Genomic DNA, 26,318 nt, shown 5'->3' with positions numbered 1-26,318 from the left:
GTCCGGGGCCGGGGTCCAGGTCCCGGGCTCGGGGCCGCCGTGCCCCCGGGCCGCCGTGCCCCTGGGCCCCGTGCGGGGTGCCCCGTGCTCCCCAGGGCCCCGGCAGGGGCGGGCGGGGCCTGTCGGGCCGGGGCGGGCGTGGCCGGAGGGCGGTCGGTATCGTCGGGGGTGGCGTATTCGTAACCCCGACCAGTGGAGACACCATGAACGGCCCGTCCGCGCAGCGTCGCACCGTGTTGAAGGGGGTCGCGTTCGCGGGGGTGGCCGGGATCGGGGTGGCGGGGTGTTCCACCGAGTCCAAGCTCGGGCACGCCGAGGACCCCACACCCACCGCGGCCGTCGAGCTCGGCGCGGCGGACGACATCCCGGTCGGCGGGGCCAAGCTCTTCCGCGAGCAGCGTCTTGTGGTGAGCTGCCCGGCGCGCGGCGAGTACAAGGCGTTCAGCGCCCAGTGCACCCACGCGGGCTGCCTCCTGGAGAAGCTGGAGGGCACGGTGGGTGACTGCCCGTGCCACGGCAGCAAGTTCGACGTCACCACCGGCGAGGCCGTCCACGGCCCGGCGACCGTACCGCTGCCGGAGGTACCGGTCACGGCGCGGGGCGGCAAGCTCATCGCCGGTCCCCAGGCCTGAGGACCGGCCGGGCCGCACACGGCGACGACCGCCCCGAGGCCGTCCGAGGGCCGCCCCCGTACCCCGGAGCGGCCACACTGTCCGTCGCCGACAGTAGGGTGGACGGCATGGCCGACCCCTCCAGCTACCGCCCCAAGCCGGGACAGATCCCCGACTCGCCGGGGGTCTACAAGTTCCGCGACGACCACCGCCGGGTGATCTACGTAGGAAAGGCGAAAAGCCTGCGCCAGCGGCTCGCCAACTACTTCCAGGACCTGGCGAGCCTGCATCCGCGCACCCGTTCCATGGTCACCACGGCCGCCTCCGTCGAGTGGACCGTCGTTTCCACCGAGGTCGAGGCGCTCCAGCTCGAATACTCCTGGATCAAGGAGTTCGACCCCCGTTTCAACGTCAAGTACCGCGACGACAAGAGCTATCCCTCGCTCGCGGTGACGCTCAACGAGAAGTACCCCCGCGTCCAGGTCATGCGGGGCGCCAAGAAGAAGGGCGTGCGCTACTTCGGACCGTACGGACACGCCTGGGCCATCCGCGAGACCGTCGACCTGATGCTCCGTGTGTTCCCCGTACGGACCTGCTCCGCGGGCGTGTTCAAGAACGCCGAGCGGACCGGCCGCCCCTGCCTCCTCGGCTATATCGGCAAGTGCTCGGCGCCCTGCGTCGGCCGGGTCACCGCCGAGGAGCACCGTGAACTGGCCGACGAGTTCTGCGACTTCATGGCCGGCCGCACCGGTACGTACATCCGCCGCCTGGAGCGGCGGATGACGGCCGCGGCCGAGGAGATGGAGTACGAGAGGGCCGCCCGGCTCCGTGACGACATAGGCGCCCTGCGCCGCGCGATGGAGAAGAACGCCGTCGTGCTCGCGGACGCCACCGACGCCGATCTGATCGCGGTCGCCGAGGACGAACTCGAAGCGGCCGTACAGATCTTCCATGTCCGCGGCGGCCGGGTCCGCGGCCAGCGCGGCTGGGTCACCGACAAGGTCGAGGCCGTGGACACGGCGGGCCTGGTCGAGCACGCGCTCCAGCAGCTCTACGGCGAGGAGCGCGGCGACTCCGTGCCCAAGGAGGTCCTCGTCCCCGCCCTGCCGGAGGAGGCGGACGCGGTCACCCAGTGGCTGAGCGAGCGCCGGGGCGCCCAGGTCTCGCTCCGGATTCCGCAGCGCGGCGACAAGAAGGACCTGATGGAGACGGTCGGCCGCAACGCGCAGCAGTCGCTCGTCCTGCACAAGACCAAGCGGGCCAGCGATCTGACCACACGCTCCCGCGCCCTGGAGGAGATCGCGGAGGCCCTCGCCCTGGACAGCGCGCCGCTGCGTATCGAGTGCTTCGACATCTCGCATCTCCAGGGCGAGGACGTGGTGGCGTCGATGGTGGTCTTCGAGGACGGCCTCGCGCGCAAGAGCGAGTACCGCCGCTTCCAGATCAAGACCTTCGAGGGCCAGGACGACGTCCGGTCGATGCACGAGGTGATCAGCCGTCGCTTCCGGCGCTATCTCCAGGAGAAGGAGAAGACCGGGGAGTGGCCCGAGCAGCCCGAGGAGCCCGAGGAGCCCGACGAGGCGGAGCAGTCGCGGGAGCCGCGTCCGGACGCCCCCGTCCTGCTGCTCGACGCGCCGCGGCCCGACGGGCACGCGCGGCCCCTGGAGCAGGACCAGCCCGTGGAGCAGGACCAGCCCGTGGAGCAGGACGAGCCCCTGGACCACGCGCGGCCCGTGGAGCCCGACCGGGACGACGACGGCAGGCCCAAGCGCTTCGCGTACCCGCCCCAGCTCCTCGTCGTCGACGGCGGACAGCCCCAGGTCGCGGCGGCCAAGCGGGCCCTCGACGAGCTGGGCATCGACGATGTCGCCGTCTGCGGTCTCGCCAAGCGACTCGAAGAGGTCTGGCTGCCCGGCGACGACGACCCGGTCGTCCTGCCCCGCTCCAGCGAGGGCCTCTATCTCCTCCAGCGGGTACGGGACGAGGCGCACCGCTTCGCCATCACCTATCAGCGGACCAAGCGTGCCAAGCGGGTCAGGACCAGCCCGCTGGACGAGGTCCCGGGCCTCGGCGAGTCCCGCAAACAGGCGCTCATCAAGCATTTCGGCTCGGTGAAGCGGCTGCGGCAGGCGACAATCGACCAGATCTGCGAGGTACCGGGCCTGGGCCGCAAGACGGCCGAGTCCGTCGTCGTGGCCCTCGCGAAGGCGGCCCCGGCGGCACCCGCCGTGAACACGGCAACAGGAGAGATCATGGAAGACGACGGGGGCAGCACGCATGACCGAGCATGACCGGGACGGAGCGGAGCACGTGAGTACGGGCACCACCAAGGAGGCAGGTGACACCGGCGACGCGGCCATTCCCGAGCTGGTGATCATCTCCGGAATGTCGGGCGCGGGCCGCAGCACCGCCGCCAAATGCCTGGAGGACCTCGGCTGGTTCGTGGTGGACAATCTGCCGCCCGCGCTGATCCCCACCATGGTGGAGCTGGGCGCGCGCTCGCAGGGCAATGTGGCACGGATCGCCGTCGTCGTGGACGTACGCGGCAGGCGCTTCTTCGACAATCTCCGGGAGTCCCTCGCCGACCTCGACGCCAAGGAGGTCACCCGGCGGATCGTCTTCCTGGAGTCCTCCGACGAGGCGCTGGTCCGCCGCTTCGAGTCCGTACGGCGTCCGCACCCGCTCCAGGGCGACGGCCGGATCGTGGACGGCATCGAGGCCGAGCGCGATCTGCTGCGCGAGCTGCGCGGGGACGCCGATCTGGTGATCGACACCTCCAGCCTCAACGTGCACGAGCTGCGCGCCAAGATGGACGCCCAGTTCGCCGGGGACGAGAAGCCGGAGCTGCGGGCCACCGTCATGTCCTTCGGCTACAAGTACGGACTGCCGGTCGACGCCGATCTGGTGGTGGACTGCCGCTTCCTGCCCAACCCGCACTGGGTGCCGGAGCTGCGCCCGTTCACCGGGCTCAACGAGGAGGTGTCCGCGTATGTCTTCAACCAGCCGGGCGCCAAGGAGTTCCTCGACCGCTACACCGAACTGCTCCAGCTCATCGCCGCCGGGTACCGGCGCGAGGGCAAGCGGTATGTGACCGTCGCGGTCGGCTGTACGGGCGGCAAGCACCGCTCCGTCGCCATGTCCGAGAAGGTCGCCGCCCGCCTCGCCTCCGAAGGAATCGAGACCGTCGTCGTGCACCGGGACATGGGGCGCGAGTGACCGGACGCACCTTGCGTATGCGCCGACTGCGCCGGGGAGCACCCGCGCTGTCGGCGCGCGGACGCGGTGCCCAGCCGAAGGTCGTCGCACTCGGCGGCGGCATGGGCCTGTCCGCCTCCCTCGCGGCGCTGCGCCGGATCACGGGGGATCTGACCGCCGTGGTCACCGTCGCCGACGACGGGGGCTCCAGCGGGCGGCTCAGGGAGGAGCTGGGGGTACTGCCACCCGGCGATCTGCGCAAGGCCCTGGCGGCGCTCTGCGGTGACGACGACTGGGGCCAGACCTGGGCCCGGGTCATCCAGCACCGCTTCCAGTCCCAGGGCGATCTGCATGAGCACGCGGTGGGCAATCTGCTGATCGTCGCCCTCTGGGAGCAGCTCGGCGATCATGTCCAGGCCCTGGATCTGGTCGGCAAGCTGCTCGGCGCGCACGGCAGGGTGCTGCCCATGTCCGCCGTTCCGCTGGAGTTGCAGGCGCTCGTACGGGGCCATGACCCGGCGTACCCCGACGAGGTGAACACGGTGCGTGGTCAGGCGACGGTCGCGCTCACCCCGGGGGAGGTGCAGTCCGTGCATCTCGTGCCGCACGACCCGCCGGCCGTCCCCGAGGCCGTCGCGGCGGTCCGGGACGCGGACTGGGTGGTGCTCGGTCCCGGCTCCTGGTTCTCCTCGGTGATCCCGCATCTTCTGGTGCCCGAGCTGCTCGACGCGCTGATGGAGACCAAGGCCCGGCGGGTCCTCTCGCTGAACCTCGCGCCGCAACCCGGTGAAACCGATGGCTTCTCACCGCAGCGTCATTTGGAGGTTTTGGGGCGACACGCCCCTAAACTCGCCCTGGACGTGGTGCTGGCCGACAAGGCCGCCGTGCCCGACCGTGAGTCACTCTCCGATGCCGCCGGCCGGTTCGGTGCCGCGGTCGAGCTGGCGCCGGTGGCAGCGTCCGACAGTTCGCCGGTCCACGATCCGGAGCTGTTGGCAGCCGCGTACGACCGTATTTTTCGGATGCATGGAAGGATCGGCCCATGGCGATGACGCCAGCGGTGAAGGACGAGATCGCCCGCCTCCCCGTCACCCGGACGTGCTGCAGGAAGGCGGAGGTCTCGGCGATTCTTCGGTTCGCGGGCGGGCTGCACCTGGTGAGCGGCCGCATCGTGATCGAGGCGGAGCTGGACACCAGCATCGCCGCGCGCCGGCTCCGCAAGGACATCCTGGAGATCTTCGGGCACAACTCGGAGCTGGTGGTGATGGCCCCCGGCGGACTGCGCCGCGGCAGCCGTTACGTCGTACGGGTGATCACCGGGGGTGATCAGCTCGCCCGGCAGACCGGGCTGGTCGACGGCCGCGGACGCCCGATCCGGGGACTGCCCCCGCAGGTCGTCTCGGGAGCCACCTGTGACGCGGAGGCCGCCTGGCGCGGCGCGTTCCTGGCGCACGGCTCGCTCACCGAGCCCGGCCGTTCCTCCTCGCTGGAGGTGACCTGCCCGGGTCCCGAGGCCGCTCTCGCGCTCGTCGGCGCCGCACGCAGGCTCCAGATCGCCGCGAAGGCCCGTGAGGTGCGCGGGGTGGACCGGGTGGTCGTACGGGACGGGGACGCGATCGGCGCGCTGCTGACCCGGCTCGGCGCGCATGAGTCGGTGCTGGCCTGGGAGGAGCGGCGGATGCGCCGCGAGGTCCGTGCCACGGCCAACCGTCTCGCCAACTTCGACGACGCGAATCTGCGTCGCTCCGCCCGCGCGGCGGTCGCCGCGGGTGCCCGGGTGCAGCGCGCGCTGGAGATCCTCGGCGAGGAGGTGCCGGAGCATCTCGCCGCCGCGGGCAGGCTGCGGATGGAGCACAAGCAGGCCTCCCTGGAGGAGCTGGGCGCGCTCGCCGATCCGCCGCTGACCAAGGACGCCGTCGCGGGCCGGATCCGCCGGCTGCTGGCGATGGCCGACAAGCGGGCACAGGACCTCGGGATTCCGGGCACGGAGTCCAATCTGAGTGAGGAACTGGCGGACGGTCTCGTCGGCTGAGCCCTGCCCGCCCGTTCCCGTTCCCGTCCCCGTCCCCGTCCCCTCCTCAACCGCCCCCGTCCCCTCCTCAACTGCCCGCTGCCGGCACCGAACAGGTGTCGGCAGCAGGCATGGTGGCACTCTGTCACGCGCTCTTGACATGATCATGGAGCGTGGTCAGCCTGACGTCAGTTCACGGACGTGGCAGACAACAGCAAGAGGGGCACATGAGACACAGAGCAAGATCCATACTCGCCGCAGGCGTACTGCTGCTGGCCGGTGTGACGGCGGCGCCCGCCGCCCAGGCACGGCCGGCCCCGGACCCCGCCGCCAGCGCCGACGCGGTGAAGGTCTTCGACGCCGAGGTCACCCAGGAGCAGATACCACTGCTGCTCTCGGCGGGCCAGGACGCCCATGAACTCACCGAACGGGCCCCCGAGAAGGGGACCGCGAAGGTCGAACTGTTCCTCACCGACGCCCAGGCGCGCGACCTGGAGAAGCAGGGCGTCGGCGTCACCGAGCGTACGGTCCCCGCGAAGGCGGCGGCACGGGCGCGCGCGGCGGGCGACGGCGTCTACCGCCCGTACAGCGGCGAGGGCAATCTCCAGGAGGAGATCGTCGAGACCGGGCAGGCCAACCCCGGGATCACCAAGGTCGTCTCGATCGGCAAGACCGTCAACGGCCAGGACATCCTCGCCCTCAAGGTGAGCAAGGGCGCGCGCACCACCAAGGACGGTGACAAGCCGTCGGTGCTCTACATGTCCAACCAGCACGCCCGGGAGTGGATCACTCCCGAGATGACACGCCGTCTGATGCACCACTACATCGACAACTACGGCAAGAACCCGCGGATCACGCGGCTCGTCGACTCCACCGAGCTGTGGTTCGTCCTCTCCGCCAACCCCGACGGCTACGACTACACCTTCAGCTCCGACAGCGCCCGCCTCTGGCGCAAGAACCTCCGGGACGTCGATGGGGACGGGAAGATCGCGCCCGGCGACGGCGTCGACCTGAACCGTAACTTCTCCTACAAGTGGGGCTATGACGACGAGGGGTCGTCCCCGCAGCCCGCCAACGAGACCTACCGCGGCGCGGGCCCCAACTCCGAGCCCGAGACACAGGCCATCGACCGCTTCGAGCGGCGCATCGACTTCGACTACGGCATCAACTACCACTCCGCCGCCGAACTGCTCCTCTACGGCGTGGGCTGGCAGGTCGCGACCCCGACCCCCGACGACGTGCTCTACAAGGCGCTCGCGGGCACCCCGGAGAACTCCGCCATCCCCGGCTACTACCCGCAGGTCTCCTCCGAGCTGTACACGACCAACGGCGAGGCCGACGGTCACGCGGCGAACGTCAACGGCACGATGATGTTCACCCCGGAGATGACGACCTGCCAGACCGCGTCCGGGTACGACCCGGACGACGCGTGGGAGGCACGGGACTGCCGCTCCGGCTTCAACTTCCCCGACGACGAGAAGCTGATCCAGGAGGAGTTCACCAAGAACGTCCCCTTCGCGCTCTCCGTCGCCGAGACGGCCGCCCACCCCGACCAGCCCGCCTCGTCGGTCGGCCTGACCGCCCCCGACTTCACCATCGACCCGTTCACCACCTCGTACGCGCGCGGCGCCGACCAGGAGGTCTCCGTCATCGCGCGCTCGTCGCTGCGGAAGATGGAGCTGAACTACCGCGTCAACGGCGGCCGTACCGAGCAGGAGCGGATCAGGGCCTGGAAGGGCGGCGAGACCTACGGAGGCGAGGACAACCTCCACTTCGACCAGTACCGCGCCAAGGTCGAGGACGCCGGTCCGGGTGACACCGTCGAGGTCTGGTTCACCGGACGGGCGGAGAGCGGAGGGCCCACCTCCAGCGAGCACTTCACCTACACCGTGGCCGAACGCCCCAGCGCCGACACGATCGTGATCGCCGAGGAGGGCGCGCCCGCCCGGCAGGCCCAGACCTATGTCGACGCCCTGCGCGCCAACGGGCGTACCGCCGTCGTCTGGGACGTCGCCACCCAGGGCGCACCGCACCCGCTGGGGGTGCTCAGCCACTTCTCCACGGCCGTGCACTACACGGGCGCCGTGGCCCCCGGGGGCGCGACCCAGATCGCCGTGCGCGACTTCCTCAACGAGGGCGGCAAGCTCATCGAGGCCGGCGAGCTGGCCGGTGGCAACGCCCAGGTCGGGCGGGCCCAGACCAATGACTTCAGCCAGTACTACCTGGGCGCCTACGGACGTGCGTCCAACGCCCGCGCCACCGGATACAGCGGCGCGGGAGCGCTGTCGGGAGCGGCCGGAGCGCTCGGCGCGGCGCCCGGCAACCCGCTGAACGCGGCGGGCGTCTACACCGTCACCTCCGAGACCCTGGACCCGGAGACCTTCCCGCAGTTCAGCAGCGCGCAGGCGGGCGTGTACACCGGGACCGCGAACCCGTACGCCCCCTACGAGGGCCAGTGGATGGCCGCCGCCACCCACCAGGACAACGACTGGCGCCGGCTCACCCGGACCGTCGATCTGACCGGTGTCAGCGCGGCCGACAAGCCGGAGCTGCGCCTCGCGCTCAACTGGAACACCGAGCCGGGGTACGACCACGCCGTCCTGGAGGCGCACACCGCCGGGGCCGACGACTGGACCACGCTCCCCGAGGCCGGAGGCGCGACCAGCACCACCGTCCCCGCCGAGTGCGAGGCCGGATTCTTCCTCCAGGGCCATCCGTTCCTCGGCCGCTATCTGACCCTCGGGAACGACGGCTGCACGTCGACCGGCACCAGCGGCGCCTGGAACAGCCTCACCGGCAGTTCGAACGGCTGGCAGCAGGTCGTCTTCGACCTGAGCGCCTACGCGGGCACCAAGGCCGAGCTGTCGCTCAGCTACATCACCGACCCCGGCAGCGGCGGGCGCGGAGTCTTCGCGGACGACGCGCGACTCGCCGTGGGCGGCGTGGAGCAGGCCTCCGAGGGCTTCGAGACCTCGCTGGGGGCCTGGACCACGCCGGGCGCCCCGGAGGGAAGCCCCGCGGTGGAGGGGGACTGGGCGCGCTCCCAGGAACTCTTCAGGTCGTACGCGTCGGTCACCACGCGTGACACCGTACTGCTCGGATTCGGCCTGGAGCATGTCCTGGACGCGGGGGAGCGCGCGACGCTCCTCGGCAAGGCGCTGGGAGCCCTGCGGGACTGATCATCTTCCTACGCGCATGGCGGCCCGTACCCGTACCGACGGGTACGGGCCGCCGTCGGCTCGCGGTGCGACTCGATGTCACCACGCCCGCCGTGGAGAGGTAGGGTCATAAGCGGTCGGGGACATCCCATACAACTCGCCGGCGTCGAAACCCGGCGTACCTAACGAGGAGATCGGTTCGTGACGATCCGCGTAGGCATCAACGGCTTTGGCCGCATCGGTCGTAACTACTTCCGCGCGCTGCTGGAGCAGGGTGCAGACATCGAGATCGTGGCTGTCAACGACCTGGGTGACACTGCGACTACGGCACACCTTCTGAAGTACGACACCATTCTGGGCCGCCTCAAGGCCGAGGTGACCCACACCGCCGACACGATCACCGTCGACGGGCACACGATCAAGGTGCTCTCCGAGCGCAACCCGGCCGACATCCCCTGGGGTGAGCTGGGCGTCGACATCGTCATCGAGTCGACCGGTATCTTCACCAAGAAGGCCGACGCCGCGAAGCACATCGCTGGCGGTGCCAAGAAGGTCCTCATCTCGGCTCCGGCCAAGGACGAGGACATCACCATCGTGATGGGTGTCAACCAGGACAAGTACGACGCGGCCAGCCACCACATCATCTCCAACGCCTCCTGTACCACCAACTGTGTGGCGCCGATGGCCAAGGTTCTCCTGGAGAACTTCGGCATCGTCAAGGGCATGATGACGACGGTCCACGCGTACACCAACGACCAGCGCATCCTGGACTTCCCGCACAGCGACCTGCGCCGCGCCCGCGCCGCCGCGGAGAACATCATTCCGACCACCACCGGTGCCGCCAAGGCCACCGCGCTGGTGATCCCGGAGCTGGCGGGCAAGCTCGACGGCATCGCGATGCGCGTCCCGGTCCCGACGGGCTCCGTCACCGACCTGGTCATCGAGCTGGAGCGCGAGGTGACCAAGGACGAGGTGAACACCGCGTTCCAGAAGGCCGCCGAGGGCCAGCTCAAGGGCATCCTGGACTACACCGAGGACCCGATCGTCTCCTCGGACATCGTCAACTGGCCCGCCTCCTGCACCTTCGACTCCTCCCTGACCATGGTCCAGGGCAAGAACGTGAAGGTCATCGGCTGGTACGACAACGAGTGGGGCTACTCCAACCGTCTGGTCGACCTGACCGTCTTCGTCGGCGGCCAGCTCTGACGGAGGGCCCATGAGTTCAGGGCCGCCGAGTTCAGGGCCGGTAGGCATCTCGATATGAGCGACAGGGCTCGGTCGGCGCACTCGCTGCGCCGTTCGAGCCCTGTTGGCCTGTCCAGGCATCCCAAGGACAGACATCCCAAGGAGTCCAGCAGCAGATGAAGACGATCGACGAACTTCTCGCCGAAGGGGTCGGCGGCAAGCGCGTATTCGTCCGTGCCGACCTCAATGTGCCGCTCGATGGCACCACCATCACCGACGACGGCCGGATCCGGGCCGTCCTGCCGACGGTCGCCCGGCTCGCCGAGGCCGGCGCCCGGGTCATCGTCGCCTCCCATCTGGGCCGCCCCAAGGGCGCCCCGGACCCTGCCTTCTCGCTCGCCCCCGCCGCCGCGCGCCTCGGTGAACTCCTCGGCGCGGACGTGGCGTTCGCGACCGACACCGTCGGCGACTCCGCCAAGGCGGCTGTCGCGGGCCTGGCCGACGGCCGGGTCGCCGTCATCGAGAATCTGCGCTTCAACCCGGGCGAGACCTCGAAGGACGACGCCGAGCGCGGCGCCTTCGCCGATCAGCTCGCCGGGCTGGCCGATCTCTATGTCGGCGACGGCTTCGGCGCGGTGCACCGCAAGCACGCCTCGGTCGTCGATCTGCCGGCCCGGCTGCCGCACGCGGCGGGCGGTCTGATCGCCACCGAGGTCGCCGTACTCAAGAAGCTCACGGACGAGGTACGGCGGCCCTACGCCGTGGTCCTCGGCGGCGCCAAGGTCTCCGACAAGCTCGGGGTCATCGACCATCTCCTGGAGAAGGCCGACCGCATCCTGATCGGCGGCGGCATGCTCTTCACCTTCCTGAAGGCGCAGGGCCACGAGATCGGTTCCTCGCTCGTCCAGGAGGACCAGATCCCCGTCGTCCAGGAGTATCTGAAGCGGGCCGGCGAGCGCGGTGTGGAGTTCGTCCTCCCCGTGGACGTCCTGGTCGCCGCGGAGTTCCCGGACCTGAGGACCAAGGCGCCCGCGCACCCCGACACGGTGGCCGCCGACGCCATTCCGGCCGGAAAGATGGGCCTGGACATCGGCCCCGAGACCGGCCGTCTGTACGCTTCCAAGCTCCTCGACGCCGAGACCGTCTTCTGGAACGGTCCCATGGGCGTCTTCGAGCACCCCGACTACGCCGAGGGCACCAGGGCCGTCGCCCAGGCGCTCGTCGACTCCCCGGGCTTCTCCGTCGTCGGCGGTGGCGACTCCGCCGCCGCCGTCCGCATCCTGGGCTTCGACGAGAACGCATTCGGCCATATTTCGACCGGTGGCGGCGCCAGCCTCGAATATCTCGAGGGCAAGACGCTTCCCGGCCTCGCCGCACTGGAGGACTGACCCCCAAATGAGCATTCGTACCCCGCTGATGGCGGGCAACTGGAAGATGAACCTCAACCACCTCGAGGCCATCGCCCATGTCCAGAAGCTCGCCTTCGCATTGACGGACAAGGACTACGACGCCGTCGAGGTGGCCGTTCTGCCGCCCTTCACCGATCTGCGGTCCGTGCAGACCCTGGTCGACGGCGACAAGCTCAAGATCAAGTACGGCGCCCAGGACATCTCGGCGCACGACTCCGGCGCGTACACCGGCGAGATCTCGGGCCCGATGCTGTCGAAGCTGAAGTGCGCCTATGTCGCGGTGGGTCACTCCGAGCGACGGCAGTACCACGCCGAGACGGACGAGATCTGCAACGCCAAGGTCAAGGCCGCGTTCCGGCACGGGCTGACCCCGATCCTCTGTGTGGGCGAGGGTCTGGACATCCGCAAGGCCGGTGACCAGGTCTCCTACACGCTGAGCCAGCTCGACGGCGGACTCGAGGACATTCCGGCCGAGCAGGCCGGGTCCGTGGTGATCGCCTACGAGCCCGTATGGGCCATCGGCACCGGCGAGGTCGCCACCCCCGAGGACGCGCAGGAGGTCTGCGGGGCGATCCGCGGGCGGCTGGCCGAGCTGTACTCGCAGGAGCTGGCCGACCAGGTCCGGATCCAGTACGGCGGCTCGGTGAAGTCCGGGAATGTCGCCGCGATCATGAAACAGCCCGATGTGGACGGCGCCCTGGTGGGCGGCGCGGCGCTGGACGCCGACGAGTTCGTCAAGATCGTCAGGTTCCGGGACCAGTAGGCGCCGGTCAGCAGCTTCCGTGACCGGCAAGTATGCGGTGGCACGGATCCGTCGTACCCTTGCGGGGGCCGTACGGGCATCTCCGGTCCGTTCTCACGGAAGATGCCGCCCGGTCCCCGCAGTGCGTATCAGATACATCAGTCCTGTCGGTCCTGTCAGTCCGAGGAAGTTGGTCCAGCCGTGGTAATGGGGTTCTCGATCGCCCTCATCGTCTTCAGTCTGCTGATGATGCTGCTGGTGCTGATGCACAAGGGGAAGGGCGGCGGCCTCTCCGACATGTTCGGTGGCGGAATGCAGTCGTCCGTCGGTGGTTCCTCCGTCGCCGAGCGTAACCTCGACCGCATCACCGTTGTTGTCGGTCTGCTGTGGTTCGCGAGCATCGTCGTGCTTGGTCTGCTGCTGAAGCTGGACAGCTAGGCCGCGTACCGTACGGCGTCGCGGGCGCGGCCTATCATGGGGTTCCGCGCCGGGCGGCAGGGGGTAACTCCCTTCACTGGACGCGCGTTGGGCCTTACGTAGACTGGGGCGCCCGGCAGCGGAGCTGCCTATCGATGCTTTGCGGCACCATCACGCAGGGAGTTACGACCGTGGCAAGTGGCAACGCGATCCGGGGAAGCCGGGTCGGAGCGGGGCCGATGGGTGAGGCTGAGCGTGGCGAGTCCGCGCCCCGCCTGCGCATCTCCTTCTGGTGCTCCAACGGGCACGAGACGCAGCCGAGCTTCGCCAGTGACGCACAGGTTCCGGAGACGTGGGACTGCCCGCGCTGCGGATTCCCGGCCGGTCAGGACCGGGACAATCCGCCGGACCCGCCGCGCACCGAGCCGTACAAGACACACCTCGCCTATGTACGGGAGCGACGCAGCGACGCGGACGGCGAGGCGATCCTCGCCGAGGCGCTCGCCAAACTGCGCGGCGAGATCTAGACATCGGGATCTCGACATCGGGATCCGGGTATCGGGATCCGGACATACCGAGATCCGGATACAGCAAGATCTGGACATACTTCAGCCGGCCGGACACCCAACAGGTGTCCGGCCGGTTCGTTCTGCCCCGTCCGTGACCCGCGTCGTCCCGCCGCCGCGCGGCTCGTCCCGCCGTCGCGCGGCCACCCTGATCGCATAGGTTGGACGGGCAGCAGGGCACGCACACACGCACGAGAAGAAGTGGACCGATGTCCGAGATGAACGCAGAAGGCCGTACCAGGCTCAACCGGACGCCCGAGTGGAACGCGCTCGGCAAGCACCGTGAACAGCTCGGGCAGACGCATCTGCGGGAGCTGTTCGCCGCCGATCCGGCGCGCGGCACCGGCTACACCCTCCGGGTGGGCGACCTCTACCTCGACTACTCCAAGCACCTGGTGACCGACGAGACGCTGGCGCTGCTCCGTGAGCTGGCCGCGGCGACCGGGGTGGCCGAGCTGCGGGACGCCATGTTCCGCGGCGAGAAGATCAACACCACCGAGGACCGCGCCGTACTGCACACGGCGCTGCGCGCCCCGCGCGACGCCGTCATCGAGGTGGACGGGGAGAACGTCGTACCGGCGGTGCACGCCGTACTCGACCGGATGAGCGCGTTCGCCGACCGGATCAGGTCCGGCGAGTGGACCGGTCACACCGGGCGTCCCATCAAGAACGTGATCAATATCGGTATCGGCGGTTCGGACCTCGGGCCCGCGATGGCCTACGAGGTGCTCCGGTCCTTCACCGACCGTGACCTCACGGTTCGGTTCGTTTCCAACGTGGACGGCGCGGACCTGCACGAGGCCGTACGGGACCTGGACCCGGCCGAGACGCTCTTCATCGTCGCCTCCAAGACCTTCACCACCATCGAGACCATCACCAACGCCACCTCGGCCCGCTCCTGGCTGCTGACCGGGCTGGGCGCCGGGCAGGAGGCCGTCGCCCAGCACTTCGTGGCGCTCTCCACCAACGCCGGCAAGGTCGCCGAGTTCGGTATCGACACGGCCAACATGTTCGAGTTCTGGGACTGGGTGGGCGGGCGCTACTCGTACGACTCGGCCATCGGCCTCTCGCTGATGATCGCGATCGGGCCCGGCCGGTTCCGGGAGATGCTGGACGGCTTCCATCTGGTCGACGAGCACTTCCGTACCGCGCCGCCGGAGGCCAACGCGCCTCTGCTGCTGGGGCTGCTGGGGATCTGGTACGGGTCGTTCTTCGACGCCCAGTCGCACGCCGTCCTGCCCTACAGCCACTATCTGTCGAAGTTCACGGCCTATCTCCAGCAGCTCGACATGGAGTCCAACGGCAAGTCGGTGGACCGGGAGGGCCGGCCGGTCGAATGGCAGACCGGACCCGTGGTCTGGGGCACACCGGGCACCAACGGGCAGCACGCGTACTACCAGTTGATCCACCAGGGCACCAAGGTCATCCCGGCCGACTTCATCGGCTTCGCCCGGCCCGTCGACGATCTGCTGCCCGGACTGGTCGCACAGCACGATCTGCTGATGGCCAACTTCTTCGCGCAGACCCAGGCGCTCGCCTTCGGCAAGACACCCGACGAGGTACGGGCCGAGGGCGTGCCGGAGGAGCTGGTGCCGCACAAGACCTTCCGCGGCAACCACCCGACGACCACGATCCTCGCCGAGACCCTCACCCCGTCCGTGCTGGGCCAGCTCATCGCGCTCTACGAGCACAAGGTGTTCGTCCAGGGCGCCGTCTGGAACATCGATTCCTTCGACCAGTGGGGTGTTGAGCTGGGCAAGGTGCTCGCCAAGCGGATCGAGCCCGTACTCACCGGCGAGGAGCCCGGCGACCAGCTCGACGCCTCGACCGCGGCGCTGGTCGCCGCGTACCGGTCACTGCGTGGCCGCTGAACCGGTGGCGGAGGGGGCGCGGCGGCTCCGGCCGCCCAACAACACACTGAACGAGCGCGCCATCGGCTGGTGGCGCGCCCAGTGGCTGGCGCTGACCGTGGTGGCGGCGGGGGTACCGGCCGTGCTGGGGGCGTTCATCGCCCCCGCACGGGCGTGGCTGCTGGTCCCCGCCGCCGTCCTGGCGGTGCTCGGCCTCCTCTGCACGGCGCTGATACCCGTGTGGTGGTTCAGGGTGCACCGCTGGGAGGTGACGGAGGAGGCGGTCTACGTCCGTACCGGCTTCTTCTGGCAGGAGTGGCGGATCGCGCCGATGTCCCGGATACAGACCGTGGACACCGTGCGCGGTCCGCTGGAGCAGCTCTTCCGGCTCGCCACGGTGATCGTCACCACCGCGTCCTCCAAGGGCGCGGTCCATATCGAGGGGCTCGACCACGAGCTGGCCGCGGAGCTGGCCGAGCGGCTGACCCGGATCACCGAGGCGACCCCCGGGGACGCCACATGAGCGACCCCGCGGACGCCGCGGGGGCCCGGGAACCCGCGGGGACCGCCGGGTCCCTGGGCCTGGAGGACCCCGGGGCGGCCGGGGAGGAGAGCTGGCGGCGGCTCGACCGGCGCACTCTGCTGGTCACCGTGGTGGTCCTGACGGGGTTCGTCGTGGGTGCCGGGGTGCCCGCCGTCATGGGACTGGCGGGCAGCCGCCCCCTCGGGGAGGCGTTCATCTGGGTACTGTCGGGCGCCGCGCTGCTGATCGTCGCCGGTACGTTCGGGGACTATGTGCGCTGGCGCCGTACCCGGTACCGCACAGGTCCCGAGCGCGCCGAGCTGCACACGGGTCTCTTCCTGGTCAAACGGCGCTCGCTGGCGCGCGAGCGGATACGGACGGTCGATCTCACGGCCAATCCGCTGCTCCGGCTGCTCGGGCTGGTGAAGGTCCGGATAGGGACCGGAGAGCAGACCGGCGGTGAGTCCACGCTGGAACTCGACCCGGTCACCAGGGCCGAGGGCGAACGGCTCCGTACGGCGCTGCTCGGCCGCGCGGCCGAGGGGGACGGGGCCGCGGGAGGCGCCGACGACGGCATGCTGGCGGCGCTCGATCCGGGCTGGATCCGGTACGCGCCGCTCTCCTTCCTCAGTCTGGCGCTGGCGGGCGCGGGCGTCGGCGGACTGTTCCAGCTCAGCGAGTGGTTCGGTGTGCAGGGCCGGGTGGTCCACTGGGCCGGCGGCCATGTGCGGGACATCTCTCCCGTCTGGGGGATCGTGCTGCTCGTGGGGTTCGCGGTGGCGGCGGGGATCGCGGGGGTCGTCGGCGCGCTCGCCCTCTGGATCGAGATGTGGTGGAACTACCGGCTGGAACGGGAGCCCGGAGGCACCCTGCGGGTCCGGCGGGGGCTGTTCACCTCCCGCTCGGTCTCCATCGAGGAGCGGCGGCTGCGCGGGGTGGAACTGGTCGAACCGCTCGGTGTCCGGCTGGCCGGCGCGGCCAGGCTGGACGCGGTCGCCACGGGCCTCGCGCAGGACGAGGAGGACGAGCAGGCCGACCAGAAGAGCCTGCTGCCGCCCGCGCCGCGCGCGGTGGCGGACGAGGTGGCGGCCCGGATACTGCGGGAGCCCGTCTCCCCGACGCGGGCGGTCCCGCTGGCTCCGCACCCCCGCGCGGCCCGTGCGCGCAGGCTGCGCTGGGCCCTGTCCGCCGCACTGCTGCCGCCGGCGCTCCTGGCGGTCCTCGGTCTGCTGCTGACCGGTGTGCTGCTGATCGTCGCGGCGGTGGGTGCCGTGGTGGCGCTGCCGGTCGCGGTGCTGCTCGCGCTCGACTCGTACCGCAATCTGGGCCATGGCCTCGGCGGCGGCTATCTGGTGGCCCGCTCGGGCACGCTGCGCCGTACGACCGTCGCCCTTCAGCGCGGCGGAGTGATCGGCTGGACGGTCCGGCAGTCCTACTTCCAGCGCCGCGCGGGTCTGCTGACCCTGACCGCGACCACGGCCGCGGGAAGCGGCGCGTACCACGTGTACGACACGGCGGAGGGCGAGGGCCTGGCCTTCGCGGCGGAGGCCGTTCCCGGTCTGCTGGAGCCCTTTCTGATCGGGGAGTGACTCGGGAGTGACCTCTCTTCCGGTCCGGCCGGGGAGTCCGGGGAGTCCGGGAAGCCGGGGAGTCCGGGGGGAGGGGAAACGAGGAGCGGGGATTGAGGAAGCGCGGTAAAGGCCTCGCCTCCGTGCCGGGACGAGTGGATCATGGGGGCATGACATACACCAGCCGTCGTACGGTCCTCGCCGCCCTGGCCACCGCCACCGTGAGCGGGTCCCTGCTGGCCGGGGCCGGCGCCTCACCCGCGTACGCCGCCGACGACTACGCGTCCAACACGGACCTCTACACCAGGCTCGCGGGCCGTGAGGGCCTGGACTTCGCCCGCCGCTACAAGCGGCACGAGACCCTCGACAGCAGCCTCGGCACCGCCTACCGCTACCCGCGTACCACCGTCATGGCACCGCACGGCGGCGGCATCGAGCCCGGGACCTCGGAGCTGTGCCTCGCCATAGCCGGCTACCACCCGGCCACCTTCGCGGTCACACCGGCGGGCGGCCCGGTGTACGACTACTGGATGTTCGAGGGGCTCAAGTCCACCGGCAACGGGACGATGCATGTCACCTCGTCGCATTGCGACGACGGAGTCGCGCTCTCCCTGGCGGCGGGCAGTCTCAATGTGCTGAGCCTGCACGGCTGCCAGGCCGACCAGGCCGGTGCCCCGGCGAGCCGTCCCGAGGCCGTCGTGGTGGGCGGACGCAACGACCGCTTCAAGGAGCTGCTGCACACGGCCCTCGGCGCGGCCGGGTTCCAGACGATCGACGGCTCGGACGTGCCCGATCTCGCCGGGGTGCAGCCCCAGAACATCGCCAACCGCACGCTCCTCGGTATGGGGGGCCAGCTGGAGATCACCACCGAACTGCGCGAGAGCATGTTCGGCGTCTACACCCGGCTGGGCCGCCCCGGCTCCACCAACGAGGTCTTCGACCGTTTCGTGGGCGCGGCCCGCGGCGCCGTCGCGGACCTGGAGGCGACCGCCGAGCAGATCATTCTCTGACGCCGCTCCGGGACGGACGACCGCTCCGGGACGGACGACCGGACGGACTCCCGTACGGGACACACGAAGGCCCGGCCCGCCTGATGGCGGACCGGGCCTTGGTGAACCGGGCCTTCGCGGCACCGGACTGACGGATCGTCAGGCCGAGGCCGGCGGATAGAGACCGCGCGGCAGCCCCGAGGCCGCCGCCGCGTCCAGCAGCCACAGGGTGCGGCTCCTGCCGTACGCGCCCGCCGCCGGGGCCTGGATCTCACCCGCGCCCGACAGGGCGATCTCCGCCGCCTTCGCCTTGTCCTCGCCCGCCGCGAGCAGCCAGACCTCATGGGCCGCGCGGATCGCGGGCAGGGTGAGCGAGATACGGGTCGGCGGAGGCTTGGGAGCGCCGTGCACGGCGACCACCGTGCGCTCGGTCTCCCGTACGCCGGGCAGCTCCGGGAAGAGCGACGCGACGTGCGTGTCCGGCCCGACCCCCAGCATCAGGACGTCGAACGTCGGCACCGGACCGTGGTCCTCCGGCCGGGACGCCGCGGCGAGCTCGGTGGCGTACGCGGCGGCCGCGGCCTCCACATCGCTGCCGTAAGGACCGTCCGAGGCCGGCATCGCGTGCACCCGTGACGGGTCCAGCGGCACCGAGCCGAGCAGCGCCTCCCGGGCCTGGGTGACATTCCGCTCCGGGTCACCCTCGGGCAGGAAGCGCTCGTCGCCCCACCACAGATCCAGCCGTGCCCAGTCGATCGCGTCCCGGGCGGGCGCCGCCGACAGCGCGGCCAGCAGCCCGTTGCCGTTGCGTCCGCCCGTCAGCACCACCGAGGCGGAGCCCCGGGCGGCCTGGGCGTCCACGACCTTGGTGATCAGCCGGGCCGCCGCGGCCTGGGCCATCAGCTCCTTGTCCCGGTGGACGACCACCTGCGGGGCACTCACTTGGACGCCGCCTTCTTGGCCGGAGCCTTCTTCGCCGTGGCGGTCGCGGCCGTACCCGGCGCACCGGATCCGTCGGAGGGTCCGGCGGACGACGGGTCCGGCGCACCGCCCAGCCGCTCCACACCGAACCGCAGAGCCGACGCGTAGATGTCGTCCGGGTCCAGCCGGCGCAGCTCCTCCGCGATCAGCTCGGAGGTGTCCCGCCGCTTCAGCGCCACCGCGCGGTCCGGCTGGCCCTCGATGGAGAGGGTCGCCAGCGAGCCGTCGGCCCGGTGCAGACTGATCGGGCCGCAGGTGGTCTCCAGCCGTACGGCCGTGAGACCCGGCCCCGAGGAGACGGAGCGCCGTACCGGTACGTGCAGCCGGTCCGCGAGCCACATGGCGAGCAGTTCGGAGCTCGGATTGTGCTGCTCGCCCTCCACCTCCACGGAGGTGATGGCGCAGTCCACCTGGTCCAGCGCGGCGGCCAGCATCGAGCGCCAGGGCGTGATGCGGGTCCAGGCCAGATCGGTGTCGCCCGGGGTGTACGCGTCGGCGCGGACCGTCAGTTCCTCGGTCGGGTTCTCCGCCGCGTGGCTGTCCGTCACCCGGCGCTGCGCCAGCTTGCCCAGCGCGTCCTTGGCCGGGTTGGCCGGCGGGTTCACGGGCCACCACACGACGACCGGGGCGTCGGGCAGCAGCAGCGGCAGCACCACCGACTGGGCGTGGTCGATGACCTCGCCGTACAGCCGCAGGACGACCGTCTCACCGGTGCCCGCGTCCGCGCCCACCCGTACTTCCGCGTCCAGCCGCGCCTTGGACCGCTCGCGCGCCGAGCGCGAGAACCGCTTGACGACGACGAGCTTGCGCGAGGGATGCTCGCGGGACGCCTCGTCGGCGGCCCGGAGCGCGTCGTACTGGTTCTCCTCGTCGGTGACGATGACCAGGGTCAGGACCATGCCGACGGCGGGTGTGCCGATCGCCCGGCGCCCCTGCACCAACGCCTTGTTGATCTTGCTGGACGTGGTGTCCGTAAGGTCGATCTTCATGGCCGGCGCCAGCTCCGTCCGTCTCGTGCGAGCATTTCGTCCGCCTCGACCGGACCCCAGGTCCCGGACTCGTACTGCGCGGGCCTGCCGTGCTTCTCCCAGTACTCCTCGATCGGGTCGAGGATCTTCCAGGACAGCTCGACCTCCTCCACCCGCGGGAAGAGGTTCGAGTCGCCGAGCAGCACATCGAGGATGAGCCGCTCGTACGCCTCGGGGCTGGACTCGGTGAAGGACTCGCCGTACGCGAAGTCCATCGAGACGTCCCGTACCTCCATCGAGGTGCCGGGCACCTTGGAGCCGAATCGCATCGTCACGCCCTCGTCCGGCTGCACCCGGATGACCAGGGCGTTCTGCCCCAGCTCCTCCGTGGAGGTGTGGTCGAAGGGGGAGTGCGGGGCACGCTGGAAGACCAGCGCGATCTCCGTGACCCGGCGGCCGAGCCGCTTTCCGGTACGGAGGTAGAACGGGACGCCCGCCCAGCGGCGGTTGTCGATCTCCAGCTTGATCGCGGCGTAGGTGTCGGTCTTCGACTTGCTGTCGATCCCGTCCTCTTCCAGGTAGCCGACGGCCTGCACGCCGCCCTGCCAGCCCGCGGCGTACTGCCCGCGCACGGTGTCCGCGCCCAGGTCCTTGGGCAGCCGCACCGCGCCCAGCACCTTGGTCTTCTCCGCGACCAGCGCGTCCGCGTCGAAGGAGGCGGGCTCCTCCATGGCGGTCAGCGCGAGGAGCTGGAGCAGGTGGTTCTGGATGACATCACGGGCGGCGCCGATGCCGTCGTAGTAGCCGGCCCGGCCGCCGATGCCGATGTCCTCGGCCATGGTGATCTGGACATGGTCGACGTACGACCGGTTCCAGATCGGCTCGAAGAGGGTGTTGGCGAACCGCAGCGCCAGGATGTTCTGGACGGTCTCCTTGCCCAGATAGTGGTCGATCCGGAAGACCTCGTTGGACGGGAAGACCTCGTGGACGACCTTGTTGAGCTGCTTCGCCGAGGTCAGATCGTGGCCGAACGGCTTCTCGATGACCGCGCGCCGCCAGGAGCCCTCCTTCTGGTCGGCCAGCCCGTGCTTCTTGAGCTGCTGGACGACCTGCGGGAAGAACTTGGGCGGTACGGAGAGATAGAAGGCGAAGTTGCCGCCGGTGCCCTGGGTCTTGTCCAGGTCCGCGATCGTCGCCTTCAGATTCTCGAACGCGTCGTCGTCGCCGAAGTCGCCCTGGACGAAGCGCATCCCCTGGATGAGCTGCTGCCAGACCTCCTCACGGAACGGCGTACGCGCGTGCTCCTTGACGGCGTCGTGGACCTCCTGCGCGAAGTCCTCGTCCTGCCACTCGCGGCGCGCGAAGCCGACGAGCGAGAAGCCCGGCGGGAGCAGACCGCGGTTGGCCAGGTCATAGATCGCGGGCATCAGCTTCTTGCGGGACAGATCCCCCGTGACACCGAAGATGACCAGGCCCGACGGCCCCGCGATACGCGGGAGCCGTCGGTCCGCGGCGTCACGGAGCGGATTCGCCCCGTGGGTTGCGGTCAAGGAAATCAGCCCTCCGAAGGGGCGAGGCGCTTCAGCTCCGCCTCGGTCGACTTGAGCAGGTCGTTCCAGGACGCCTCGAACTTCTCGACGCCCTCGTCCTCCAGCAGCTGGACGACGTCGTCGTACGAGATGCCCAGCGCGGCCACGGCCGCCAGATCCGCGCGCGCCTGGTCGTACGTCCCACGCACCGTGTCACCGGTGATGGCACCGTGGCCGGCGGTGGCCTCCAGGGTCGCCTCCGGCATGGTGTTCACCGTGTTGGGCGCCACCAGCTCGTCGACGTACAGCGTGTCCTTGTACGCCGGGTCCTTCACCCCGGTCGAGGCCCAGAGCGGACGCTGCTTGTTGGCCTGCGCCCGGTCCAGGGCCGCCCAGCGGTCGGAGGAGAAGACCTCCTCGTACGCCTCGTACGCGAGGCGCGCGTTGGCCAGGGCCGCCTTGCCGCGGGCCTCCTTGGCCTCGGGGGTGCCCAGCGCGTCGAGCCGCTTGTCGATCTCCGTGTCCACGCGGGACACGAAGAAGGACGCCACCGAGTGGATCTTGGAGAGATCGAGGCCGGCCGCCTCGGCCTTCTCCAGACCCGAGATATAGGCGTCCATGACCTCGCGGTAGCGCTCCAGCGAGAAGATCAGCGTGACATTGACGCTGATGCCCCGGCCGATGGTCTCGGTGATGGCCGGGAGACCGGCCTTCGTCGCCGGGATCTTGATAAGGGTGTTGGGGCGGTCCACCAGCCAGGCGAGCTGCTTGGCCTCGGCGATGGTCGCCTCGGTCCGGTGCGCGAGGCGCGGGTCGACCTCGATGGAGACCCGGCCGTCCTGGCCCTGCGTCGCGTCGAAGACCGGACGCAGGATGTCGGCGGCGTCACGGACGTCCGCCGTGGTGATCATACGGACGGCCTCCTCGACGGTGACCTTGCGGACCGCGAGATCCGCGAGCTGGGCGTCGTAACCGCTGCCCTGGGAGATCGCCTTCTGGAAGATCGACGGGTTCGTGGTCACACCCACCACATGCTGCTGATCGATCAGTTCGGCGAGATTGCCGGATGTGATGCGCGTGCGCGACAGGTCGTCGAGCCAGATCGCGACGCCTTCGTCGGAGAGGCGCTTGAGTGCGTCTGTCATAAGAGTTGCATCTCCTACTGTTCGTATACGGGTGTCAGCGCGCCGAATCCGTCAGAGATTCCCGGGCCGCGGCGGCCACCGCCTCCGCGGTGAAACCGAACTCGCGGAAGAGGACCTTGCCGTCGGCCGAGGCTCCGAAGTGCTCCAGCGACACGATGCGGCCGGACTGGCCCACAAACCGGTGCCAGGTCAGTCCGATGCCGGCCTCGACCGCCACCCGCGCCTTCACGGAAGGCGGCAGAACACTGTCCTTGTACGTCTGGTCCTGCTCCTCGAACCACTCGACCGAGGGCATGGAGACGACCCGCGTCGGGATGCCGTCGGCCTGGAGCCGCTCACGCGCCTCCACGGCGAGCTGCACCTCGGAGCCCGTACCGATCAGTACGACCTGGGGGGCGCCGCCCTCGGCGTCGAACAGCACATAACCGCCCTTGGCCGCCTCGTCGTTGGGCTCGTACGTCGGCACGCCCTGACGGGTGAGCGCCAGACCGTGCGGAGCGCCCTTGTCATGGCGCCTGAGGATCTCGCGCCAGGCGACGGCCGTCTCGTTGGCGTCGGCCGGGCGGACGATGTTCAGCCCCGGAATGGCACGCAGCACGGCGAGATGCTCGACGGGCTGGTGGGTCGGACCGTCCTCGCCCAGACCGATCGAGTCATGCGTCCAGACATAGGTGACCGGTACCCGCATCAGCGCCGCCAGCCGCACGGCCGCGCGCATGTAGTCGGAGAACACCAGGAAAGTGCCGCCGTAGATACGGGTGTTGCCGTGCAGCGCGATGCCGTTCATCGTCGAGCCCATGGCGTGCTCGCGGATGCCGTAGTGCACCGTACGGCCGTACGGGTCGGCCTCCGGCAGCGGATTGCCCACCGGGAGGAACGACGACGTCTTGTCGATGGTGGTGTTGTTCGAGCCCGCCAGGTCGGCGGAGCCGCCCCACAGCTCGGGGATGACCGCGCCGAGCGCCTGGAGCACCTTGCCGGACGCGGCGCGCGTGGCGACCGACTTGCCGGCCTCGAACGCGGGGAGCTTCTCCTCCCACCCCGTGGGGAGTTCACCGGCCCTGATCCGGTCGAACGTCGCGGCGCGCTCCGGGTTGGCGGTGCGCCAGGCGGCGAAGGACTTCTCCCACTCGCCGCGGACCTCACGGCCGCGGTCGAGGGCCTCACGGGTGTGCGCGAGCACCTCCTCGGAGACGTCGAAGGACTTCTCGGGGTCGAAGCCGAGGACCTTCTTGGTCGCCGCGACCTCCGCGTCGCCGAGCGCCGAGCCGTGCGCGGCCTCGGTGTTCTGCGCGTGCGGGGCGGGCCAGGCGATGATCGAGCGGGCCGCGATGAAGGAGGGGCGCTCGGTCTCGGCCTGCGCGGCCTTGAGCGCACGGTGGAGACCGGCCGGGTCGAGGTCGCCGCTCGGCAGCTGCTCGACACGCTGGACGTGCCAGCCGTACGCCTCGTACCGCTTGAGGGTGTCCTCGGAGACCGCGGTCTCCGTGTCGCCCTCGATCGAGATGTGGTTGTCGTCCCAGAGCAGGACGAGATTGCCCAGCTTCTGGTGGCCGGCCAGCGACGACGCCTCCGCGGAGATGCCCTCCTGGAGACAGCCGTCACCGGCGATGGCCCAGATGGTGTGGTCGAACGGGGAGGTGCCCGCCGGCGCGTCCGGGTCGTACAGACCGCGCTCGTACCGGGCGGCCATCGCCATGCCCACCGCGTTCGCGACACCCTGGCCGAGCGGGCCCGTGGTGGTCTCGACACCGACGGTGTGCCCGTACTCCGGGTGGCCCGGGGTCTTCGAACCCCAGGTGCGGAACGACTCCAGATCGCTCAGTTCCAGGCCGTAACCGGCCAGATAGAGCTGGATGTAGAGAGTCAGGCTGGAGTGGCCGGCCGAGAGGATGAACCGGTCGCGGCCGGTCCACTGGGCATCGGCGGGGTCGTGCCGCATGAGCTTCTGGAAGAGCACATAGGCGGCAGGGGCCAGGCTCATGGCCGTACCGGGATGGCCGTTGCCGACCTTCTGTACGGAATCCATGGCCAGGACACGAACGGTATCGACCGCCCGGCGGTCCAGTTCGGTCCACTCGAGGTCTGTGGTGGTCGGCTTGGTGCTCACCCTGAGTCAGGGCTCCTCTCCACATGTCCAATCCCGGTGTCTGAGGGCGCACCGGTTCGTTGTCGAGCCTACCCTCGTGGGCTCGCCCAACCTTTCCCCTGCGTACCAGGGTGCGGTGATGGGCTGGACTTCGCCTCCCGGCAGCTTGGACTTCGCCTTCCGGCAGCGCGTACGGACGGTCCCGGGGCCCGCGGGGACGGTGTTCCGGGCGCCCCGAAGGCCATCCCACCCCCGCGAAGATCGGTGTCTGGGCAACGTCTAGAGTGGCGTGGTACGCGCAAGCTTCACCGGGGCTGCACGCCCGGAGCTTGCTGGGATTTCTCTGTCAGGGGTGTGCGTGACGGCCGTCGAGTCCCGACCCGCAGGGGTCGTCCTGACTCCGAGTCCGGGGGGCCATCGGCCGTTCGGGGCCCGTGTCAAGGCGTTCGTGGCGCTGACCAAGCCACGGATCATCGAACTGCTGCTCATCACCACTGTTCCGGTGATGTTCCTGGCCGCCGGGAGCGTGCCGGATCTGTGGCTGGTGGTCACTACGTGTGTCGGCGGCTATCTCTCCGCCGGTGGCGCCAACGCGCTGAACATGTACATCGACCGTGACATCGACGCGCTCATGGACCGTACGTCGCGGCGCCCCCTGGTGACCGGCATGGTCTCGCCCCGTGAAGGGCTGGTCTTCGGCCTCACGCTGACCGTGGGCTCCACGCTCTGGTTCGGTTTTCTGGTCAACTGGCTCTCGGCGGCGCTCTCGCTGGGGGCGCTCCTCTTCTACGTCGTCGTCTACACGATGATCCTCAAGCGCCGTACCGCGCAGAACATCGTCTGGGGCGGGATCGCCGGCTGTATGCCGGTGCTGATCGGCTGGTCCGCCGTCACCAACTCGGTGTCCTGGGCCGCCGTCATCCTCTTCCTCGTCATCTTCTTCTGGACGCCGCCGCACTACTGGCCGCTGTCGATGAAGGTGAAGGCGGACTACGAGCGCGCGGGTGTGCCGATGCTCCCGGTCGTCGCGACCAATCGCGTGGTGGCCCGCCATATCGTCCTCTACAGCTGGGTGATGGTCGTCGTCTCGCTGCTGCTGACCCCCCTGGGGTACACCGGCTGGTTCTACACGTCGGTGGCGCTGGCGGCGGGCGGCTGGTGGCTCTGGGAGGCGCATGGCCTCCAGGCCCGTGCCAAGGCCGGCGAGACGGGCGGCAAGCTCAAGGAGATGCGGCTGTTCCACTGGTCCATCACCTATGTGTCGCTGCTCTTCGTGGCGGTGGCGGTGGACCCCTTCCTGCGCTAGACCGCCGGGAACGGCCTGGGACGCCGCGATCGCCGAGGCGCCGGAGCTCCGGACGGGCGGGGCACGTGGCTGATGC

The 26,318-nt window shown here is 70.1% G+C and carries 21 protein-coding genes; 16 read left to right on the top strand and 5 right to left on the bottom strand.

What is annotated here, in order from left to right:
- Nucleotides 1–203: 203 nt before the first annotated feature.
- The 15 genes from ACWGDX_RS19700 to ACWGDX_RS19630 all read left to right on the top strand — a co-directional run bounded on the left by ACWGDX_RS19700 (nt 204) and on the right by ACWGDX_RS19630 (nt 18,245).
- Nucleotides 204–632 carry a Rieske (2Fe-2S) protein gene (locus ACWGDX_RS19700; RefSeq protein ID WP_453627192.1) on the top strand — a complete coding sequence of 143 codons (429 nt, stop codon included), beginning with the start codon at nt 204–206 and terminating at the stop codon, nt 630–632.
- 107 nt (nt 633–739) lie between these two features.
- Nucleotides 740–2,902 (top strand): excinuclease ABC subunit UvrC, encoded by a 2,163-nt coding sequence (gene uvrC, locus ACWGDX_RS19695; protein ID WP_453627190.1) that lies wholly within the window; start codon nt 740–742, stop codon nt 2,900–2,902.
- Nucleotides 2,889–3,827: an RNase adapter RapZ gene (gene rapZ / locus ACWGDX_RS19690; protein WP_363083678.1), complete on the top strand. Its 939-nt coding sequence runs from the start codon at nt 2,889–2,891 to the stop codon at nt 3,825–3,827. Before uvrC ends, rapZ begins: the two co-directional genes overlap by 14 nt.
- Entirely contained in the window at nt 3,824–4,858 is a 1,035-nt protein-coding gene (locus ACWGDX_RS19685) for a gluconeogenesis factor YvcK family protein (RefSeq protein WP_363083677.1), read from the top strand. The genes rapZ and ACWGDX_RS19685 overlap by 4 nt, the downstream gene beginning before the upstream one ends.
- Entirely contained in the window at nt 4,849–5,838 is a 990-nt protein-coding gene (gene whiA, locus ACWGDX_RS19680) for a DNA-binding protein WhiA (protein ID WP_046495602.1), read from the top strand. The genes ACWGDX_RS19685 and whiA overlap by 10 nt, the downstream gene beginning before the upstream one ends.
- A 206-nt stretch (nt 5,839–6,044) precedes the next feature.
- Complete coding sequence (locus ACWGDX_RS19675) at nt 6,045–8,996, top strand: M14 family zinc carboxypeptidase (protein ID WP_453627187.1); 2,952 nt, start codon at nt 6,045–6,047, stop codon at nt 8,994–8,996.
- A 180-nt stretch (nt 8,997–9,176) separates the two neighbouring features.
- On the top strand, nt 9,177–10,181 hold the full coding sequence (gap, locus tag ACWGDX_RS19670) for a type I glyceraldehyde-3-phosphate dehydrogenase (RefSeq protein WP_382859351.1): 1,005 nt from the start codon (nt 9,177–9,179) through the stop codon (nt 10,179–10,181).
- 155 nt (nt 10,182–10,336) lie between these two features.
- Nucleotides 10,337–11,548 carry a phosphoglycerate kinase gene (locus tag ACWGDX_RS19665; RefSeq protein WP_453627185.1) on the top strand — a complete coding sequence of 404 codons (1,212 nt, stop codon included), beginning with the start codon at nt 10,337–10,339 and terminating at the stop codon, nt 11,546–11,548.
- A 7-nt stretch (nt 11,549–11,555) separates the two neighbouring features.
- On the top strand, nt 11,556–12,332 hold the full coding sequence (gene tpiA / locus ACWGDX_RS19660) for a triose-phosphate isomerase (RefSeq protein WP_453627184.1): 777 nt from the start codon (nt 11,556–11,558) through the stop codon (nt 12,330–12,332).
- Between the two features lie 186 nt (nt 12,333–12,518).
- A complete protein-coding gene (gene secG, locus ACWGDX_RS19655) occupies nt 12,519–12,749 on the top strand; it encodes a preprotein translocase subunit SecG (protein ID WP_363083672.1) in 231 nt (76 codons plus the stop codon).
- Between the two features lie 170 nt (nt 12,750–12,919).
- Complete coding sequence (locus tag ACWGDX_RS19650; RefSeq protein ID WP_003976875.1) at nt 12,920–13,255, top strand: RNA polymerase-binding protein RbpA; 336 nt, start codon at nt 12,920–12,922, stop codon at nt 13,253–13,255.
- 257 nt (nt 13,256–13,512) lie between these two features.
- Nucleotides 13,513–15,165, top strand: coding sequence for a glucose-6-phosphate isomerase (pgi, locus tag ACWGDX_RS19645; RefSeq protein WP_453627273.1), 1,653 nt, complete (start codon nt 13,513–13,515; stop codon nt 15,163–15,165).
- The gene (locus ACWGDX_RS19640; protein ID WP_453627182.1) at nt 15,155–15,667 is read left to right on the top strand and encodes a PH domain-containing protein; all 513 of its coding nucleotides are present in this window, start codon (nt 15,155–15,157) and stop codon (nt 15,665–15,667) included. The genes pgi and ACWGDX_RS19640 overlap by 11 nt, the downstream gene beginning before the upstream one ends.
- Nucleotides 15,664–17,256 carry a PH domain-containing protein gene (locus tag ACWGDX_RS19635; protein WP_453627180.1) on the top strand — a complete coding sequence of 531 codons (1,593 nt, stop codon included), beginning with the start codon at nt 15,664–15,666 and terminating at the stop codon, nt 17,254–17,256. Before ACWGDX_RS19640 ends, ACWGDX_RS19635 begins: the two co-directional genes overlap by 4 nt.
- 149 nt (nt 17,257–17,405) lie before the next feature.
- Nucleotides 17,406–18,245 (top strand): poly-gamma-glutamate hydrolase family protein, encoded by an 840-nt coding sequence (locus ACWGDX_RS19630; protein WP_453627178.1) that lies wholly within the window; start codon nt 17,406–17,408, stop codon nt 18,243–18,245.
- Nucleotides 18,246–18,383: 138 nt separating this feature from the next.
- Here ACWGDX_RS19630 and pgl read toward each other — a convergent pair whose 3' ends face one another.
- Genes pgl through tkt form a run of 5 tightly spaced genes read right to left on the bottom strand, consistent with a single transcriptional unit; the run spans nt 18,384 to nt 24,957 of the window.
- Entirely contained in the window at nt 18,384–19,166 is a 783-nt protein-coding gene (pgl, locus tag ACWGDX_RS19625; protein WP_365902472.1) for a 6-phosphogluconolactonase, read from the bottom strand.
- Nucleotides 19,163–20,194, bottom strand: coding sequence for a glucose-6-phosphate dehydrogenase assembly protein OpcA (opcA, locus tag ACWGDX_RS19620; RefSeq protein ID WP_453627176.1), 1,032 nt, complete (start codon nt 20,192–20,194; stop codon nt 19,163–19,165). The genes pgl and opcA overlap by 4 nt, the downstream gene beginning before the upstream one ends.
- The gene (gene zwf, locus ACWGDX_RS19615) at nt 20,191–21,723 is read right to left on the bottom strand and encodes a glucose-6-phosphate dehydrogenase (RefSeq protein WP_453627174.1); all 1,533 of its coding nucleotides are present in this window, start codon (nt 21,721–21,723) and stop codon (nt 20,191–20,193) included. Before zwf ends, opcA begins: the two co-directional genes overlap by 4 nt.
- A 5-nt stretch (nt 21,724–21,728) precedes the next feature.
- On the bottom strand, nt 21,729–22,847 hold the full coding sequence (gene tal, locus ACWGDX_RS19610; RefSeq protein ID WP_453627172.1) for a transaldolase: 1,119 nt from the start codon (nt 22,845–22,847) through the stop codon (nt 21,729–21,731).
- A 34-nt stretch (nt 22,848–22,881) separates the two neighbouring features.
- On the bottom strand, nt 22,882–24,957 hold the full coding sequence (gene tkt / locus ACWGDX_RS19605; RefSeq protein WP_453627170.1) for a transketolase: 2,076 nt from the start codon (nt 24,955–24,957) through the stop codon (nt 22,882–22,884).
- A gap of 337 nt (nt 24,958–25,294) precedes the next feature.
- Here tkt and ACWGDX_RS19600 point away from each other — a divergent pair, with 337 nt between their 5' ends.
- Nucleotides 25,295–26,242: a heme o synthase gene (locus tag ACWGDX_RS19600; protein ID WP_453627168.1), complete on the top strand. Its 948-nt coding sequence runs from the start codon at nt 25,295–25,297 to the stop codon at nt 26,240–26,242.
- Nucleotides 26,243–26,318 lie beyond the last annotated feature (76 nt).

This window comes from Streptomyces sp. NPDC055025 (assembly GCF_053608565.1).
Note: the sequence above shows the minus strand (reverse complement) of the source record. Positions and strands in the feature narration are given on the sequence as shown.